Consider the following 16,125-nt stretch of genomic DNA (forward strand, 5'->3'; position numbering starts at 1 on the left):
ATGGCGCCTTGAAGCACGGAGTTCTTTGCATGGTGCCGGTTGGTCCCCCGGAGTGGCACAGCTTCGGGGCGGGTTTTTTCTTTTTCCAGAACCACGGTAGATCGTGTCGCGCATACGGATTCTTTCAGAACAGCTGGCCAACCAGATCGCCGCCGGCGAGGTGGTGGAACGGCCGGCCTCGGTGGTCAAGGAGCTGCTGGAAAACAGCCTCGACGCCGGTGCCACCCGGATCGACATCCAGATCGAGGACAGCGGCAGCGGCCTGTTGCGGGTGGCCGACAACGGGGCGGGCATGGACGGCGACGACGTGCTGCTGTGCCTGGAGCGGCACGCCACCTCCAAGATCCGCGAGGAGGCCCAGCTGGCCGCCATCGTCACCCTGGGATTCCGTGGCGAGGCCATTCCCAGCATCGCCTCGGTTTCCTGGATGACCATCCTCTCCCGGCCCCAGGACCAGGAACTGGGCACCCGGGCCGAGATCCGCTACGGCACCCTGCGCCATGTGCATCAGGACGGATGCGGCCGGGGTACGGTTATCGAGATCCGGCATCTGTTCGGCAACATGCCGGCCCGTAAAAAATTTCTCAAGTCGGCGCGCACCGAAATGCACCACATCGAGGAGGTGGTCAAAAACCAGGCCCTGGCCCATCCTGCCACCGGTTTCACCCTGCAGACGGACGGCCGGACGGCGTTCGACTACCGGCAGGGCGCCGACCTGGAAGGGCGGGTCCGCGAGGTGTTCCGTTACCGGGACAAGCTGATGCCGCTTGCGGCCGAGGCCGCAGCCGAAACCGGGACCATGGCCCTGGACGGCTTTCTGCTGCTGCCGGAAACCGCGCCGGCCACCGCCGCCCGCCTGCGGCTGCTGGTCAACGGCCGGCCGGTGCAGGACGCGATGCTGCGGCACGCGGTGAACGAAGGCATGCAGGGCTTTCTGATGAAGGGGTATCAGCCGGCCGGAGTTCTGCGGCTGGCCGTTTCCCCCGATCAGGTGGATGTCAATGTCCATCCGGCCAAGCGCGAGATCCGGTTCCGCCGCAGCGAGGCTGTGCACCGTTTCGTGGCCGACGCCATCCGCCGGGCCATGGCCGGCTACCAGCGCGACCTCCGTACCAGTTTATTCGCCCCGCCGTTGCAATCCGCGCCGCCCGTTGCGCCTGCCACGGCCGATTCGGAGGCAACCGCCGCCACGTGGCCGGATTTCCCGGCCCTGGCCAGCGCCGAGCCGGCCGTGCCCCCCCAACCGCGCCTGCCTGCCGCTCCACCGATAACGTCGGCAATGGCACCGTCAGGGGCGCCATCGATGGCGCCCCCGCCGCCCCAGTCGCCGCCGCGCTTGTTTTCGCACGAACCGCCGGTGCAAACCGCTCCGGCACCAGGGCCGCCCCTGCCGGACAGCCCCTCGGCCGCCCCCGAATCCGGCCACGCCGGCCCCGTCGGCCATGAATACGCGGGCCTGACCTTGATCGGCCAGCTCTTTTCCCTTTACCTGCTCTGCGAACGGGAGGGGCGGTTCATCGTCATCGATCAGCACGCGGCCCACGAACGCCTTCTCTACGGCCAGCTGCTGCAGGGATACCTGGCGGCGAACATCCCGCAACAGGCTTTGCTGTTTCCGGTCACGGTCGAGCTGTCTCCGGCCCAGGCCGAGACTCTGGAGCAACGCGGCGACGAGGTGGTCGGCTTGGGATTTACGGTGGAACCGTTCGGCGACGCCACCTGGGTGATCAAGGCCGCTCCGGCCCTGGTCGGCCAGGTCGAACCCGGTGAACTGCTCCGCGAGATCCTCGACGGCTTGCGGGGACCGATGCGAGGCGACGTTGCCCGGCCCGTGCCCCAGGCGGTGGACGACCTGCTCGCCTCCATGGCCTGCAAGGCCGCGATCAAGGCGGGCAACCGCCTGCAGCCGGTGGAGATGCTCAAGCTCTTGGCCCAGATGGAAGCGGGGGCGGTGTTTTCCCACTGCCCCCACGGCCGGCCGGTGCTCAAGACCTTTACCGCCCAGGAAGTGGAACGATGGTTCCATCGTCATGGCGGCTGAAGCGGCTGAATCGCGGCCGGCCGACCGGCCCTGTCCGTGCGGCTCGGGCCTTGGCTATGGCCAATGCTGCGGCCCGCTCCTGGCCGGCCGGGCGCGGGCCCGAACCGCGGAAGCGCTGATGCGCTCGCGTTACACCGCCTTTGTCGAGCGCAACCAGGCCCATCTGGAACGGACCTGGCATCCGTCCACCCGGCCGGCCGACCTGGCGCTTGCGACCCAGCCGAATTGGTGCGGCCTGCGGATCGTGGCGACCGAACGGGGCGGGGAGGACGATGACCAGGGCCTGGTCGAATTCGTGGCCACCGCCCTGGCCGGCACCGAGGTGATCACCCTCCACGAACGCAGCCGTTTTGTCCGGGAAGAGGGCCAATGGCTGTATGTTGCCGGGCGGATCGTCGAACCGGATCAAGGTCCGGCGGCCTGCGGCGGCAGGATCGGCCGCAACGATCCCTGTTGCTGCGGCAGCGGCAGGAAATTCAAGAAATGCTGCGGCCGTTGAGGCCGGAGCCGGCCGAATACGGCCCACACGGATCGGCCCGAAACGGGTCTTTTCTTTGAAAAACGCATTGTGAACGGAATGCTGATGCCATGAACCATGGTTTTTTTCGAAACAGCTTGCAACGGCACGGCTGTATCTGGTGTCTCGTCCTGCTGTTGCTTGCTCTCTTCCCGGTTGCCGACGGCCGGGCCGCCAACCCCGGCGGCGATGCCGCGCATCCCCTCCGGGTGGTGCTGGACGGTAACTATCCGCCCTATGTCTCGATCGACGGGGAAGGGAAAATCCAGGGCATCCTGGCCGACCGGTGGCTGCTGTGGCAGGAGAAGACCGGTATTCCGGTGAAGGTGACCGCCCTGGACTGGAAGGATGCGCTGGCCGGGATGAAGGCGGGCCGGTTCGACGTGATCGACACCGCGTTCGTGACCGAGGAACGCCTGAAGTGGCTCGAGTTCGGCAAACCCTACGCCGATATCGAGGTTTCCGTGTTCTATCGCAGCAATATAAGCGAAATCGACGAAGTCCATTCCTTGCAGGGTTTCGTGGTCGGGGTCAAGGAAGGTGATGCCGCCATCGAACTGCTGCGGAGCAACGGCATCGACAATCTGATGCCGTTCAAGGACTACGAGACGCTGGTCCAAGCCGCCCGGGAACACCGGGTCAACGTGTTCGTCGCCGACAAGCCCCCGATCATCCACTACTTGTACAAGCACGGCATTCGCAGCGATTTCAAGGTGTCGGCCCCGATCAACATCGGTGAATTCCACCGGGCGGTCACTACGGGAAACAGCGGGCTGCTGCGCGAGGTCGAGGAGGGATTCGCCCGAATTTCGGCCGAGGAGCTGGAGCGCATCGACAAGAAATGGTCGTCCCAGCCCCTGCTGCCGGAGCTGCCGGTAGTGCCGCTGCTGGTCGGCGCCGGCGCCCTGGGCCTGGTGATTGCCGGCCTGTTCTACTGGAACCGGACCCTGCGGGCGGCGGTGGTACGGCGCACGGCCGAGTTGGAGAGCAGCGAACGGGCCTTGCGGGAAAGCGAGGCGCGGTATCGCCGGCTGGTGGAAGATGCCGGCTCGATCATCCTGCGCATGGATCGCGACGGCCGGATTCTGTTCCTCAACGAATTCGCGCAGCGGTTTTTCGGTTACAGCCTCGACGAGGTGGCAGGCCGCAACCTGGTCGGGACCCTCTCGCCGCACGACCTGCCCGGTGGCAGGTTCTGGGAGCGTCTTGCCGACGCGGACGGACAGCCCGACGACTCCGTGATCGAGGAAAGCGAAAACATGCGCCGGGACGGCTCGCGCGTCTGGATCACCTGGGCCAGCAAGGCGCTACGCGACCCGCAGGGCAAAGTCGGCGAAATCCTGTGCGTGGGGAGCGACAGCACCGACCGCAAGCTGGCGGAAGAGGCGCTGCGCAGGGAGCGCGAACGCCTGGCCTTCGTGATCGAGGGCTCGCAGATCGGCACCTGGGAGTGGAACGTGCAGACCGGTGAGGTCGTGGTGAACGACAATTGGACGCGGATGCTCGGCTACACCCTGGCCGAGTTCATGCCCCATATCGGCGAAACCTGGAAAAAACTGGTGCATCCCGACGACCTGGAGCGGGTCAGGGAGTCCTTGCTCAGGTGTGCCCAGGACGAGGCGGCCGTCCATGACCGCGAGTACCGCATGCGGCACAAGGATGGCCATTGGGTGTGGATTCTGGACCGCGGCCGGGTGGTGACCCGCGATGCCGCCGGCAAGCCCCTGGGGATGATCGGCATCCATGCGGACATCAGCATCCGCAAGCAGGTGGAAAAGGAGCTGCTGGCAACCAGCGAACTGCTAACCCAGTTCATCAAGACGTCCCCCATCTATGCCCTGATTCGAGAAGTGAGCCCCACAGAGAGCACTGTCCTGAAAGCCAGCGACAACTGTGAGGTGATGTTCGGCATACCGGTTGCCGAGATGATCGGCAAAACCGTGCGCGAGCTGTTTCCGGCACCCTTTGCCGCCAAGATGACGGCCGACGACTGGCAGGTCGTCTCCCAAGGGGAAGTCCTGCGGCTTGAAATGGAACTCAACGGCCGTACCTATGCCACCATCAAGTTCCCGATCAAGCTGGGGGACCGCCACCTGGTCGCCGGATACGCCATCGACATCACCGAGCACCGGCAAGCGCAGGTCGCCCTGCAGGCCAGCGAGACCATCTTCCGCAACATCGTCCAGGCCTCGCCCATGGGCATCCATATTTACGACCTGCTCCCCGACGGCCGGCTGGTCCTGGCCGGCGCCAATCCCGCCGCCGACCGCCTGCTGGGGCTGGAGCATTCCCGGCTCGTCGGCAAGACCCTGGAGGACATCCTGCCGGCACTCCCCGAGACCGAGCTGCCCCTGCGCTTCCGCCGGGCGGCCGAATTCGGCGAGAGTTGGCGGAATGAGCGGTTCGAATATGCCGACGCCGCCATCGCCGGGGTGTTCGAGCTGCATGTCTTCCAGATGTCGCCCGGTCAGATGGCGATCCTGTTCAACGATATTTCCGACCGCAAACGGGCCGAGGAGGAAAAGAACAGGCTGGAGACGCAGCTGAACCAGGCGCGCAAGATGGAATCGATCGGGCAATTGGCCGGCGGCGTGGCGCACGATTTCAACAACATGCTCGGCGTCATCATCGGCCATTGCGAGCTGGCGCTCACCGGGCTGAATGCGGCGCATCCGTTGTATGCCACTCTGCAGAGCATCCGCCAGGCCGCGGAACGGTCGGCCGACCTGACCCGGCAGCTGCTGGCCTTTGCCCGCAAGCAGCCGGTCGCGCCCGAGGAACTCGAGTTGAACGCCACCGTCAACCAGAGGCTGACCATGCTCAAGCGTCTGGTGGGCGAGGATATGCACCTGACCTGGCAGCCGAGCCCGAACACCGTCCGGGTGCGGATCGATCCCTCGCAGCTCGACCAGATCCTGGTCAATCTCGTTGTCAATGCGCGGGATGCGGTCGGCGAGAATGGCAAGATCACCATCGAGACCGCGGCGGTGACCCTGGATGCGCGCTACTGCGCCGAGCATGTCGACGGGGTGCCGGGCGATTACGTCCGGCTGGCGGTGAGCGATAACGGCTGCGGCATGTCCGGCGAGACCCTCACCCGGCTGTTCGAGCCCTTTTACACCACCAAGGAGCTGGGCAAGGGCACCGGGCTCGGCCTGGCGACGGTTTATGGCATCGTCAAGCAGAACGGCGGGTTCGTCACTGTCTACAGCGAGCCGGGCCAGGGGAGCACCTTCAAGGTCTATCTGCCCCGGCTGGCCAATCCCGAAGATCGGGAACCGGAGGCCGAGGTCGGGATCGAGCCGCCGGCGGCTTCCGGCAGCGAGACCGTCCTGCTGGTGGAGGACGAACTCATGATCCTCGAGATCACGGCGACCATGCTCCGCAGGCTGGGCTACACCGTGTTGACCGCCTCCGGGCCCGAGGAGGCCGTGCGCCTGGCCGAGGAGCACGGCAAGGCCGTCGACCTGTTGCTGACCGACGTGGTCATGCCGGGCATGAACGGCCGCATGCTGGCCAAGAACCTGTCGGCGGCCAACCCCGAACTGAAATGTTTGTTCATGTCGGGCTATACCGCCAATGTCGTGGCCCAGCACGGGGTGCTCGACGAGGGCGTGCACTTCATCCACAAGCCGTTCGCGCTCAACGTGCTCGCCGCCAAGATCCGGGAAACCTTGGCAGGAGAGGGTTCCTGCTGACGCTCCCCGGTTGGCGCGGGAGGGCGGCGGCCGCCCCGGATTACCGGATCAGCATCACCGCGCCCAGCACGATCAAGAGCAGGTAGATGATTTGCAGGTAGCCCTGGCGGTTGATCCGGCCGCTGAGGGCGGAGCCGGCCTGGGTGCCCAGGAGCACGAAGCCCAGGGTCAAGGCAAAGGAGATGAGGATGTCGCGGGTAATCACCCCGCTAAAGGCATGCACCGCCACGGTGATGTAGCTGTTGAGCATGAAAAAACCGGTGAGCGTGGCCTTGATCTCGTTCTTTTTCCAATCGGTGGAGGTGGCGTAGAGGATCACCGGCGGCCCGCCCGCACCCACCGAGGCGGAGATCGCTCCGGAGAAGAATCCGGCGGTATAGCCCCAGAAAACATGCGGGTTGAGGGGCCGGGGCTTGAAGGTGAGGTTGATCGCACTGATGGCGATCAGCATGATACCCATCGCCCGGTTGATCCCGACCGGGTCGGCCACCTTGAGCAGGAAGGTGCCGGCCAGGACGCCGGGCAGGGAACCGATGAGCATGGGCAGGATCTTGCGGCGCTCCATGGTCCGGCGCAGGCCGATGGTCATGGAGGTGGCGATGATCGTGCCGTTGAGAATGGCCAGGGGCACGGCCAGCTTGGCATCCATGATCAGGCAGAGCAGGGGGATGGCCACCAGGCCGCCGCCGAATCCGGTCAGGCCTTGGATCAGGCCGGAGACGAAGAAAATGAGGCAGGAAAGAGCAAGAACGATCATGAAGCAACAGGTGCCCTGGTCGGCGCGGGCCGGATGAAGGTTTCGCGGTGAGCAGGAGCGCCGCTGCACGTGCGGCGGCCGCGCTCCCCGGAATCCGGCGCGAGGGGCGTTGCCTGCGGAAGCACGCAGTATAAAAGGAAACCCGGACGGAGTTCAAGCACTAGTCCCAATCGGTCAACTTTTTTTGCATTGCGCGTTTTTTTTGTACCCCGGGCCCCGGCGGTTCGGATAGGCAGAAAAAAGAAAACCTCAACCGAGGGCCCGGTCCGCTCGCGCAAGGAGGAACGCCATGGGCACGCCACGGATTGTCGACAGCCATATCCACTGCGGGGTACAGCATTCGGACCTTCCTTTCGAGCGCATCGCGCCCCTGCTGGCGCAGGCTGGCATTGCCGAGGCCTGCCTGTTCGCCCCGGTGGAGGACATCTACGACCGTGACGATTACCATTTCCAGGACAACGACGCCTGGCAACGGACTCGAAGGGCGGCCAACCGCTACCTGCTCGATCTGGCCGAACAGAGCGCCTCCATCTATCCGTACCTGTTCGTCTGGAACGATTTCGCCGTCGACGAACTGCGCCACCCCTATCGCGGCATCAAGTGGCACCGCCACTCCTGCGAGCCCGAATACCATTACGACGATCCCCGCTGCGCGGTCATGCTCGAGGCCATCACCCGGCGGCGCCTGCCGGTGGTGCTCGAGGAAAGCTACGCCAACACCCTTCGGTTCATCGAGCAGCTGGCGCCGGAGGCGGTGATCGTCATCCCTCACCTCGGCGGCCTCAACGGCTCCTACCGGGCCTTGGAGAACGCCGGCATCTGGCGGCGCGCCAACGTCTATGCCGATTCGGCCCTGGCCTCGACCGTGGACATGCGCCATTTCGTCGAACGCTACGGCGCCGGCAAGCTGCTGTTCGGCAGCGATTTCCCGTTCGGCACCCCGGCGCAGGAGTTGCGTAAGATCCAGCGGTTGGATCTGTCGGCCGATGAGTACGCTCAGGTGGTGGGCGGCAATATTCTCCGACTGCTTGCTGCGGTGACCGATCGGTGAACGGTTGCGGCGGCAAAACCGGAACAGACGAACAGTATAGAACAGTATTGGCGAGGTAAGAGAATGCGATATTCGGAAGCCCGGCCGGGCAGGGTGTTCGTGCTCCGTTTGGAGGACGGCGACATGGTCCATGAAACCATCGAGCGCTTTGCCCAGGAGCAGGGAATCGCGGCTGCTTCGCTGATCGCGGTCGGCGGCGTCGACCACGGCAGCCGGCTGGTGGTCGGGCCGAAGGAGGATCGCGGCCTGCCCCTGCAACCGATGCAGCGGGAGCTGGATCACGCCCATGAGGTGGCCGGGGTCGGTACCCTGTTTTGCGATGAGGACGGGGTGCCGCTGGTGCACATGCACATGGCCTGCGGCCGGGAAGGCGAGACCGTCACCGGCTGCATCCGCGCCGGAGTCAAGACTTGGCAGGTGCTGGAAGTGATCGTGCACGAACTGGCGGACTGCTCCGCCCGGCGCGCGCTCGAATATCCCCTGGGCCTGAAGCTGCTGCAACCCTAGCGGGCGCGGCCGGCCGCAGCGTGCAGCGGCCATGGGGGCGACAGGATGGGCTTTGCCGGAATTCGGGCGTCAGCCGTGCCCGGCCGGACAAAAGCCGGCAACGAAAAAACATCGAACAGGAGGCGGCACATGGCATACACGCACGTAATCGTGGAGGTGAGCGAACGATTGGTCGGCACCATCACCCTCAACCGGCCGGACGAGCTGAACACCTTCAACAGCCTGATGGCCGGGGAACTGGCTTCGGCGCTGCTGACCATGGACGCCGATCCCGCGGTGCGGGTGGTGGTGATCAAGGGGGCGGGCAAGGCGTTTTGCGCCGGGATCGACATCAACGAGCTGGCCGACAAGAGCGCCATGGAATACCGGCAATGGATCGAGCACATGGAGCAGCCGCTGCTGGCCGTCGCCCGGATGAAAAAGCCGGTGATCGCCCAGGTGCACGGCGTGGCCGTGGCCAACGGCATGGGGCTGGTTGCCGCCGCCGACCTGGCGATCGCCGCCGGCAACAGCAAGATGGGCCTGACCGCGATCAATGTCGGCCTCAACTGCGTCGGACCGGTCATTCCGGTGGCCCGGTGCGTGGGGCGGAAAAAGGCCCTTGAGCTGCTGCTGTTCGGCGAGTTGATCAAGGCGCCGGAGGCCCAGGCCATGGGCCTGCTCAACCGGGTGGTGGAGAAGGAGGCGCTGGAGGCCGAAACCAAAACCTGGGCCGAGCTCCTGGCCAGGAAGAGCCCGCTGGCCATCCAGATCGCCAAGAAAGGGTTCTATGCCTCGGAGGATTTGCCCTACGAACGCCAGTTCGACCTGATGAACGAGGCTTTTGCCCGGCTCTGCACCACCCAGGACGCCAAGGAAGGGGTGCAGGCCTTTTTCGAAAAACGCAACCCTCGCTGGCAGGAGCGGTGACCGTATGCCGGGCAATGCTTGCAACATGCAATCAATCAACCACGACAGGAATCATCAGCCATGAACATCCCCGAACTCCTCTCCCTGGCCAGCGGTTACTGGAAACCTTGCACCCTGCACGCCGGGGTCGAACTGGACGTCTTCAGCCCGTTGGCGACCACGCCCATGACCGCGGCCGAACTCGCCCGGCAGCTCCGGGTCGACAGCCGAGCCTTGGCCATGCTGTTGCATGCCCTGGTGGCCATGGAGCTGCTGATCAAGGAGGACGACCGCTTTGCCGCCACCCCGTTCAGCGCCGAGCATCTGGCCCGGCAGTCTCCCGCCTACCTGGGGCACATCATCCTGCACCATCATCATCTGGTCGAGGGCTGGAGCAAGCTGGACGAGGCGGTGCGCAGCGGCGGGCCGGTTCGCAAGCGTTCCTCCCACCAGACCGACGTGGCCGAGCGCGAGAGCTTCCTGCTCGGCATGTTCAACCTGGCGATGCAGCTGGCGCCGCGCGTCGCCGCCGCCATCGACCTGAGCGGGCGCCGCCGGCTGCTCGACCTGGCCGGCGGGCCCGGCACCTATGCCATCCATTTTTGCCTGCGCAATCCGGAACTGAACGCGGTGGTGTTCGACCTGCCCACCACCCGTCCCCTGGCCGAGCAGACCATCGACCGGTTCGATCTGGCCGGGCGCGTCCGCTTTGTCGGCGGCGACGCCGAGGCCGATTCCCTCGGCAGCGGTTTCGACGCGGTGTGGATCTCCCATCTTTTGCACAGCGAGGGACCGGAGGCCGGCGCGGCTATTGTCGCCAAGGCGGCCCAGGCCCTCGGCGAAGGCGGCGTGTTGTTCGTCCAGGAGTTCATCTTGGACGACACCCGGACCTCGCCGCTTCATTCCACCCTGTTTTCGCTGAACATGCTGATTGGCACTCCGGACGGGCAGGCATACAGCCAGGGGGAACTGGGACAAATGATGCGGCAGGCCGGGCTGCGGGAGGTGGTTCGGGTACCGGTCGACCTGCCCAACGGTGCCGGCATCCTGGTGGGGAAACGGTGAGGGGGATTGGCGCGGATCGGCCGGGAATGGAATCCCTACCTGTTGCATGGCGTGATTTGTTCTCCGTCCCCAGCCGTTTCAAGGCGATTGCATTCGGGAAGACAGTCGGGCCTTAATGAACCGAAAAACTCCTCCAGTGGGTTCTGAGCCAGCGGATCGCCTCCTGCTGGTTGGCGATTTCCACAGGTAGGTGGTCGTGGAGCAGTTTTTCCATCCTGTTGCCGAAACCGTCCACCCCGTATGCCAGGTGGCTGGTCAGTTGATTGATGAGATACAGCATTTCCCGGCCTTCTTTTCTGTTGAACGCGGTGGCGTCCGGCGGGCCGGATATGCGGGAATCGTCCCGTTCGTACCGAGACCAGTCATATTCATAGGCAAGATCGGATTTCTCGAATGTTTCCATGCCAGCACCTCCTGCAAGGGAAGAAAGGGACAGGTTGAGTGGGTTGTTCCCTTACTTTAAGCACCAAATGGCGTTTGTCGCCTCCGTGCGCCCGGTCCGCCGATTCCGGGGCCTGGCTGCCGATGTCCATGCTATCCCGCCACCCGCTACGAATGATGAATTCCTTGCCTTCCGCCGCGTTTTTCGGTAACGTCCCGCGCCTGTTTTCCCTCCGAATTTCTTTCGGGATAGCGATATGCCTACCGTGATCACCCACCTGGCAATTCCCTTGGCCGTCGGCCTCGGGCTCGGCCGCCGCATCGTGCCCGGACCGCTGCTCGCCTGCGGCGTGGCGGCCTCCGTGCTGCCCGACCTCGACGTGGTCGGCTTCAAGCTGGGCATCGCCTACGCCGCCGACCTGGGACATCGGGGCTTCAGCCACTCCATCGTCTTCGCCCTGGCGGTCGCGCTGATCGCCGCGACCATCCTGCGCTCATTCCGGGTGCCCTGGGCAACAAGCTTCTGGTTTTTGCTGTTCGCGCTCGTCTCGCACAGCCTCTTGGACGCCTGCACCACCGGCGGCAAAGGGGTGGCCCTGCTCTGGCCCTTCTCGGGCCATCGTTTCTTCGCGCCGTACCAGGTGATCGAGGTCAGCCCCTTGAGCATCACCCGCTTCATGTCCGACCGAGGCATCGCCGTGCTGCTGTCCGAGTTGTATTGCGTCTGGATGCCGTCGGCCGCGCTCGGTACCCTCCTGCTCGGCGGCCGCCGGCTCATCTGCTGTTTCGTCTCGAATCACCGCTCCTCCAGGCCGTAGGCCTTGATCTTGCGCCAGAGGGTGGTGCGGGGGATGTCGAGGATCTGGGCGGTGATGCCCTTGTTGTAGTTGGTGCTGGCCAAGACCTTGGCGATATAGCGCCGTTCCATCGCTTCCAGAGTCAGCAGGCCGTCGCCTTCCAGGGTGTCGAATTCCAGGTCCTGGAGATCGCCGGGCAGGTCCTGGGGGCCGATTTCGTTGCCGTCGGTCAGGGCCACGGCCCGCTCGACAATATTCTCCAACTCGCGAACATTGCCGGGAAAGCTGTAATTGCACAGGATATCCAGGGCCTGCGGCTGGATGCCGCCAACCTGTTTGTGGAAGGCCAGGCTGTATTTCTCGATGAAGAACCGGACCAGGAGCGGGATATCCTCCCGTCTCTGGGCCAGCATGGGCAGATGGATGGTGACCACGTTGAGGCGGAAGTAGAGGTCCTCGCGGAAGGTGCCCACTTCCACCTCGTGCTTGAGCTCCTTGTTGGTGGCGGCGATGATGCGGATGTCCAGCTCGATCGGCTTGGTGCCGCCGACCCGCAGGATTTTCCGTTCCTGGATCACGTGGAGCAGCTTCACCTGCATCGCCAGCGGCATCTCGCCGATTTCGTCGAGGAAAACCGTGCCGCCGCCGGCGGCCTCCAGCAGGCCCACCTTGGTGGCGGTGGCGCCGGTGAAGGCGCCGCGCTCGTAGCCGAACAACTCGCTGTTGATCAGCTCGTCGGTGAAGCCGCCGCAGTTGAAGGCCACGAATGGCTGGTCCTTTTTCGGGCTCAGCTGATGAATGGCCCTGGCCACCAGGGCCTTGCCCGTGCCGCTGCCGCCCTGGACGAGCACGTTGCAGTCCACCGGCGCCACCTTGCGGATCAGGGCGAACAGCTCCTGGATCGCCTGGCTGTTGCCGACAATCGCGCTCAGGCCCGCCTCACCCTTGAGCGCCTCGCGCAGGCGCCGGTTCTCCCGGCGCATGGCGATCTTTTCCCGCACGCTTTGCATCATGAGCCTGATCTCGGCCAGGTTGACCGGCTTGACCACGTAGTGGAAGGCGCCGCCGCGGATGGCCTCGACCGCGCTTTCCACGCTCTTGGAGCCGGTGACGATGATCACCTCGGTCTCGGCGCTCAAGGCCTTGACGCGCCGGAGGATCTCCAGGCCGTCGATATCCGGCAGCCGCAAATCCAACAGCACGATATCAAAAGGATCTTGCATCATCCGTTCCAAAAAGGAACGTCCGATGATGAAGGCCTCGATCGCAAACCCTTCCTTGGCCAGAGCCTGGCCCAGGCGGCGGCAGACAATCTCCTCGTCGTCGACAATCGCCAGTCGCAGCTTGTTCATACTGTTCATCCGATCCCCCCGGGCAGGTCGTTGCAGGAATTGTGCGCCTCATGGGGCATGCGGGCCACATGGGGCAGGAGAACGGTAAAGGTGGCGCCGCACCCCGGCTCGCCGCCCACCGCGATGGTGCCGCCGTGGCGTTTGACAATCGAGTAACTCACCGCCAGCCCCAGGCCGGTGCCCTTGCCGACCTCCTTGGTCGTGAAGAAGGGCTCGAAGATTTTATGCTGTATCTCCTTGGGGATACCCTTGCCGTTATCCTGCACCGCGAAGCTGAGGAAGCCCGGCCGGTCGGCATGCTCCACCCGCAGGCGGATGGTTCCGCCTTGGGGCGAGGCCTGGATGGCGTTGAGCAGGAGGTTGGTGAACACCTGCTGGAGATTGGCCAAGTTGCCGCGGATGGGCGGCAGGCCGGGAACGATCGATGTTTCAAATTGCATCCCCTCGGTCTTGAACTGGTTTTTGACCAGATCGATGCTGCTGGCGACGATTCGCTCCGGCGCAAGTTCGCTGAACGTCGGTGTCTCGGTGCGGCTGAAGTCGAGCAGGTTCTTGACGATGCCCGCCGCCCGTTCGGCCTGGGTGAGGATGTCGGCCAGCATCTCCATGTTTTCCGGCCCGGTTGTGCCCTCCAGTTCCTCCTTGAGGCTGTCGGCGGTGAGGACGATGTTGTTGATCGGGTTGTTCAGTTCATGGGCGATGCCGGCGGTAAAGGTGCCGATGGCCGCGATCTTGCGGGCCTGGACCAGGTCTTCCTGGTGGATTTCCAGCTCCTTGGCCATCCGGTTGAAGGCCCCGATCAGGCCGGAAATCTCCTCCAGGCGGACGCCGTCGTAGTGGATCGGGCTGAAATCGCCCCGACCCACCGCGCGGGTGGTGCCGGTGATCACGCTTAACGGGCGCAACAATCCCCGGGAGATGAGCAGAACCACGGGCAGCATCAGGGCCAGGAAGATGAGCAGGAAGGCGAAGGGCAGGGCGGAGATGCGCAGGATGGCGGCGTGGATGCGGGCGCGTTTGATCTCGCGGAAGCGGTCGGCCTCGCCGGTGAGCTGCTTGCCGAGGGCGCGCAATTGGTCCGGCGAATTGCCGTTGCCGGCGCCCAGGCGTTCCATGGTGGCGCGGTAATCCGCCAGCTTGCCGACGAAGGCCGCAAACGATTCGCGGCCCACCAGCCGGGTGAGGTCCGGGGAAAGATCGGCGGCCAGGGCATCGATCCGGTCCAGGTATTCCTTGCTTTCCTGCAGGCTCCCGCGGTCGCCGTAGATGAAAAAATTCTTCTCGAAGCGCCGGGCCTCGAGAATGTTGTTGAGCAAATCGTCGTAACGTTCGCCGAGCAGCAGCCGCTCCTTGAGGGTGCCGATGTTCCACAGGTTGAGCGCGCTCAAAGCCATGATCGAGAGAAAGGCCGCCGAGAACACGGTGAGAATCTTGCCCTTGATCGATCCGGGATTGACCAGCCGCCACCCCGCTTGCACCGCCTGCCGCGCCAGTGCGCCCATCTCCGTTGCCATGCTCCCTCCTGTTCGCCCCGTCTTTTTCATTTTGAAACAATTGTCGGCAAGCGTACACGACTTGGTTTCAAAATGAAATATCAATGACCTGCCGCTGGCACCGTCTAAAGGATAACATGCCGATAATTCTAAGGTAATTTTATTGGCATCCGGTTTGCTTTCCTTGACCGTAAACGAGGAACGCAATGGAAAGGATCTTGGTGGCAATCGACGGCAGGCACGGGGCATGGGAGGCGCTTTCCCATGCCTGTTCCCTGGCCAAGCGCGTTCAGGTGCTGGTGTACGTGCTGTTGGTCATGCCGACGGCACCGGGCCGGGAACGGGCCACGGACAAGGGCGGCTGGCAATCGGTCAAAAAGCGACTGGAGCTGCATTTGGCGGCCGCCAAGGCCGAGGGGCTCGCCATCAACTATTTCATGACGGAGGGCCACTACGAAGATGAGGTGATCAATTTCGTCAACCATCACAAGATCGCGCTGTTGGTCCACGAGACCCGAGGCAAGGACGCCCGCTCGGCGGCGAGGGATGCTGTCGCGCTGCGAGCCCTCCGGCACCGGTTGACGTGCAAGCTGGAAGTGGTGGCGCCAATGAAAACCCTAGTTGCATACCCAAGAGGATGACATGAGCCTTTCAATGAATTTATACCTGCCCATCGCCGGAGCCAGCGTCAACTGCCTGGCCATCTTCGGCCTGGGCGGCGTGGTCGGCCTGCTGTCGGGCATCTTCGGCGTCGGCGGCGGCTTTCTCATGACCCCGCTGCTGATCATGCTCGGCATTCCCCCGACCGTGGCCGCCGCCTCGGACTCCAACCAGATCGTCGGCGCCTCGACCTCGGGTACCCTGGCCCATTTCCGCCAGGGCAACGTGGACATCAAGATGGGGCTGCTGCTCCTGATCGGCGGCGTTGTCGGCGGCACCCTGGGGGTGCAGATCATCGCCCTGTTGCGGCGGATGGGCAACGCCGATTTTCTGATCAGCGTCACCTACGTGCTGATGCTGGGATTCGTCGGCGGCTACATGTTCCTCGAGAGCCTGCAGGCCATGCGCAAGACCGCCAGGAAGACCCCGAGCGGGGCGCCGCCGAAGGAATCGCTCTACGCCAAAACGATCCGACTGATGCCGTTCCAGGTCGATTTCAAGCGTTCCGGCATCCAACTGTCGGTGCTGATGCCCTTCCTGCTCGGGGCGCTGGTCGGTGTCCTGTCCGCGATCATGGGGGTCGGCGGCGGCTTCATCATGGTGCCGGTGATGGTCTACCTGCTGCGCATGCCGATGCACGTGGTGGTCGGCACCTCGCTCTTCCAGATCCTCTTCACCTGCATGAACGTCACCGTGATGCAGGCGGCGAAAAATCACACCGTGGATTTCGTCCTCGCCCTCCTGCTCCTGCTCGGTTCGGCCCTCGGCGCCCAGGCCGGGGCCAAGATCGGCAAGAAGCTGGGCGGCGAACACCTCAAGATCCTGCTGGCCTCGCTGGTGCTCGTCGTCATGGTGAAGATGCTCTACGACCTGCTGGCCCGGCCGGACATCCTGTTGACCTATGCCGGAGGACACTGA

At 64.4% G+C, this 16,125-nt stretch carries 14 protein-coding genes; 10 read left to right on the plus strand and 4 right to left on the minus strand.

Annotated elements, in window-relative coordinates; genetic code table 11:
• Positions 1–103 precede the first annotated feature (103 nt).
• The 3 genes from mutL to RMR13_RS09850 all read left to right on the plus strand — a co-directional run bounded on the left by mutL (position 104) and on the right by RMR13_RS09850 (position 6,256).
• Complete coding sequence (mutL, locus tag RMR13_RS09840) at positions 104–2,041, plus strand: DNA mismatch repair endonuclease MutL (RefSeq protein WP_310600455.1); 1,938 nt, start codon at positions 104–106, stop codon at positions 2,039–2,041.
• Positions 2,031–2,540, plus strand: a complete 510-nt coding sequence (locus RMR13_RS09845) for a YchJ family metal-binding protein (RefSeq protein WP_310600456.1) — start codon at positions 2,031–2,033, stop codon at positions 2,538–2,540. The genes mutL and RMR13_RS09845 overlap by 11 nt, the downstream gene beginning before the upstream one ends.
• Before the next feature lie 89 nt (positions 2,541–2,629).
• Positions 2,630–6,256: a PAS domain S-box protein gene (locus RMR13_RS09850; protein ID WP_310600457.1), complete on the plus strand. Its 3,627-nt coding sequence runs from the start codon at positions 2,630–2,632 to the stop codon at positions 6,254–6,256.
• 40 nt (positions 6,257–6,296) lie between these two features.
• Here the strand turns inward: RMR13_RS09850 and RMR13_RS09855 are convergent, their stop codons facing one another.
• The gene (locus RMR13_RS09855) at positions 6,297–7,013 is read right to left on the minus strand and encodes a sulfite exporter TauE/SafE family protein (RefSeq protein ID WP_310600458.1); all 717 of its coding nucleotides are present in this window, start codon (positions 7,011–7,013) and stop codon (positions 6,297–6,299) included.
• 289 nt (positions 7,014–7,302) lie between these two features.
• On the opposite strand from RMR13_RS09855, the gene RMR13_RS09860 reads away from it, so the two are divergent.
• From RMR13_RS09860 to RMR13_RS09875, 4 genes are all read left to right on the plus strand, one after another.
• Positions 7,303–8,064: an amidohydrolase family protein gene (locus RMR13_RS09860; protein WP_310600459.1), complete on the plus strand. Its 762-nt coding sequence runs from the start codon at positions 7,303–7,305 to the stop codon at positions 8,062–8,064.
• A 63-nt stretch (positions 8,065–8,127) separates the two neighbouring features.
• Positions 8,128–8,571: a DNA-binding protein gene (locus RMR13_RS09865; protein ID WP_310600460.1), complete on the plus strand. Its 444-nt coding sequence runs from the start codon at positions 8,128–8,130 to the stop codon at positions 8,569–8,571.
• A gap of 129 nt (positions 8,572–8,700) precedes the next feature.
• Entirely contained in the window at positions 8,701–9,480 is a 780-nt protein-coding gene (locus tag RMR13_RS09870) for an enoyl-CoA hydratase-related protein (RefSeq protein ID WP_310600461.1), read from the plus strand.
• Positions 9,481–9,540: 60 nt separating this feature from the next.
• Entirely contained in the window at positions 9,541–10,524 is a 984-nt protein-coding gene (locus RMR13_RS09875; RefSeq protein WP_310600462.1) for a methyltransferase, read from the plus strand.
• 112 nt (positions 10,525–10,636) lie between these two features.
• On the opposite strand, the gene RMR13_RS09880 is transcribed toward RMR13_RS09875, so the two are convergent.
• A complete protein-coding gene (locus tag RMR13_RS09880; RefSeq protein WP_310600463.1) occupies positions 10,637–10,927 on the minus strand; it encodes a hypothetical protein in 291 nt (96 codons plus the stop codon).
• A gap of 235 nt (positions 10,928–11,162) precedes the next feature.
• On the opposite strand from RMR13_RS09880, the gene RMR13_RS09885 reads away from it, so the two are divergent.
• A complete protein-coding gene (locus RMR13_RS09885) occupies positions 11,163–11,723 on the plus strand; it encodes a metal-dependent hydrolase (RefSeq protein ID WP_310600464.1) in 561 nt (186 codons plus the stop codon).
• Here the strand turns inward: RMR13_RS09885 and RMR13_RS09890 are convergent.
• Together RMR13_RS09890 and RMR13_RS09895 are read right to left on the minus strand one after the other, a co-directional pair.
• Complete coding sequence (locus RMR13_RS09890) at positions 11,702–13,054, minus strand: sigma-54 dependent transcriptional regulator (RefSeq protein WP_310600465.1); 1,353 nt, start codon at positions 13,052–13,054, stop codon at positions 11,702–11,704. The two genes, RMR13_RS09885 and RMR13_RS09890, sit on opposite strands and share 22 nt — an antisense overlap.
• 5 nt (positions 13,055–13,059) lie before the next feature.
• Positions 13,060–14,568 (minus strand): HAMP domain-containing sensor histidine kinase, encoded by a 1,509-nt coding sequence (locus RMR13_RS09895; protein WP_310600466.1) that lies wholly within the window; start codon positions 14,566–14,568, stop codon positions 13,060–13,062.
• Positions 14,569–14,753: 185 nt separating this feature from the next.
• Here RMR13_RS09895 and RMR13_RS09900 point away from each other — a divergent pair, with 185 nt between their 5' ends.
• Both RMR13_RS09900 and RMR13_RS09905 read left to right on the plus strand, forming a co-directional pair.
• Entirely contained in the window at positions 14,754–15,188 is a 435-nt protein-coding gene (locus tag RMR13_RS09900; protein WP_310600467.1) for a universal stress protein, read from the plus strand.
• Between the two features lies 1 nt (position 15,189).
• A complete protein-coding gene (locus RMR13_RS09905) occupies positions 15,190–16,125 on the plus strand; it encodes a sulfite exporter TauE/SafE family protein (protein ID WP_409070281.1) in 936 nt (311 codons plus the stop codon).

It is taken from the genome of Desulfobulbus sp. (assembly GCF_031547805.1).
GTDB lineage: Bacteria > Desulfobacterota > Desulfobulbia > Desulfobulbales > Desulfobulbaceae > Desulfobulbus.

Excerpts from the sequence above, each read along its gene's own strand:
- RMR13_RS09905 (WP_409070281.1), top strand. The coding sequence starts at position 15,190 with ATGAGCCTTTCAATGAATTTATACCTGCCCATCGCCGGAGCCAGCGTC.
- RMR13_RS09895 (WP_310600466.1), bottom strand. The coding sequence starts at position 14,568 with ATGGCAACGGAGATGGGCGCACTGGCGCGGCAGGCGGTGCAAGCGGGG.
- RMR13_RS09880 (WP_310600463.1), bottom strand. The coding sequence starts at position 10,927 with ATGGAAACATTCGAGAAATCCGATCTTGCCTATGAATATGACTGGTCT.
- RMR13_RS09845 (WP_310600456.1), top strand. The coding sequence starts at position 2,031 with ATGGCGGCTGAAGCGGCTGAATCGCGGCCGGCCGACCGGCCCTGTCCG.
- RMR13_RS09855 (WP_310600458.1), bottom strand. The coding sequence starts at position 7,013 with ATGATCGTTCTTGCTCTTTCCTGCCTCATTTTCTTCGTCTCCGGCCTG.
- RMR13_RS09885 (WP_310600464.1), top strand. The coding sequence starts at position 11,163 with ATGCCTACCGTGATCACCCACCTGGCAATTCCCTTGGCCGTCGGCCTC.
- RMR13_RS09870 (WP_310600461.1), top strand. The coding sequence starts at position 8,701 with ATGGCATACACGCACGTAATCGTGGAGGTGAGCGAACGATTGGTCGGC.
- RMR13_RS09860 (WP_310600459.1), top strand. The coding sequence starts at position 7,303 with ATGGGCACGCCACGGATTGTCGACAGCCATATCCACTGCGGGGTACAG.
- RMR13_RS09890 (WP_310600465.1), bottom strand. The coding sequence starts at position 13,054 with ATGAACAAGCTGCGACTGGCGATTGTCGACGACGAGGAGATTGTCTGC.
- RMR13_RS09865 (WP_310600460.1), top strand. The coding sequence starts at position 8,128 with ATGCGATATTCGGAAGCCCGGCCGGGCAGGGTGTTCGTGCTCCGTTTG.
- RMR13_RS09875 (WP_310600462.1), top strand. The coding sequence starts at position 9,541 with ATGAACATCCCCGAACTCCTCTCCCTGGCCAGCGGTTACTGGAAACCT.
- RMR13_RS09900 (WP_310600467.1), top strand. The coding sequence starts at position 14,754 with ATGGAAAGGATCTTGGTGGCAATCGACGGCAGGCACGGGGCATGGGAG.
- RMR13_RS09850 (WP_310600457.1), top strand. The coding sequence starts at position 2,630 with ATGAACCATGGTTTTTTTCGAAACAGCTTGCAACGGCACGGCTGTATC.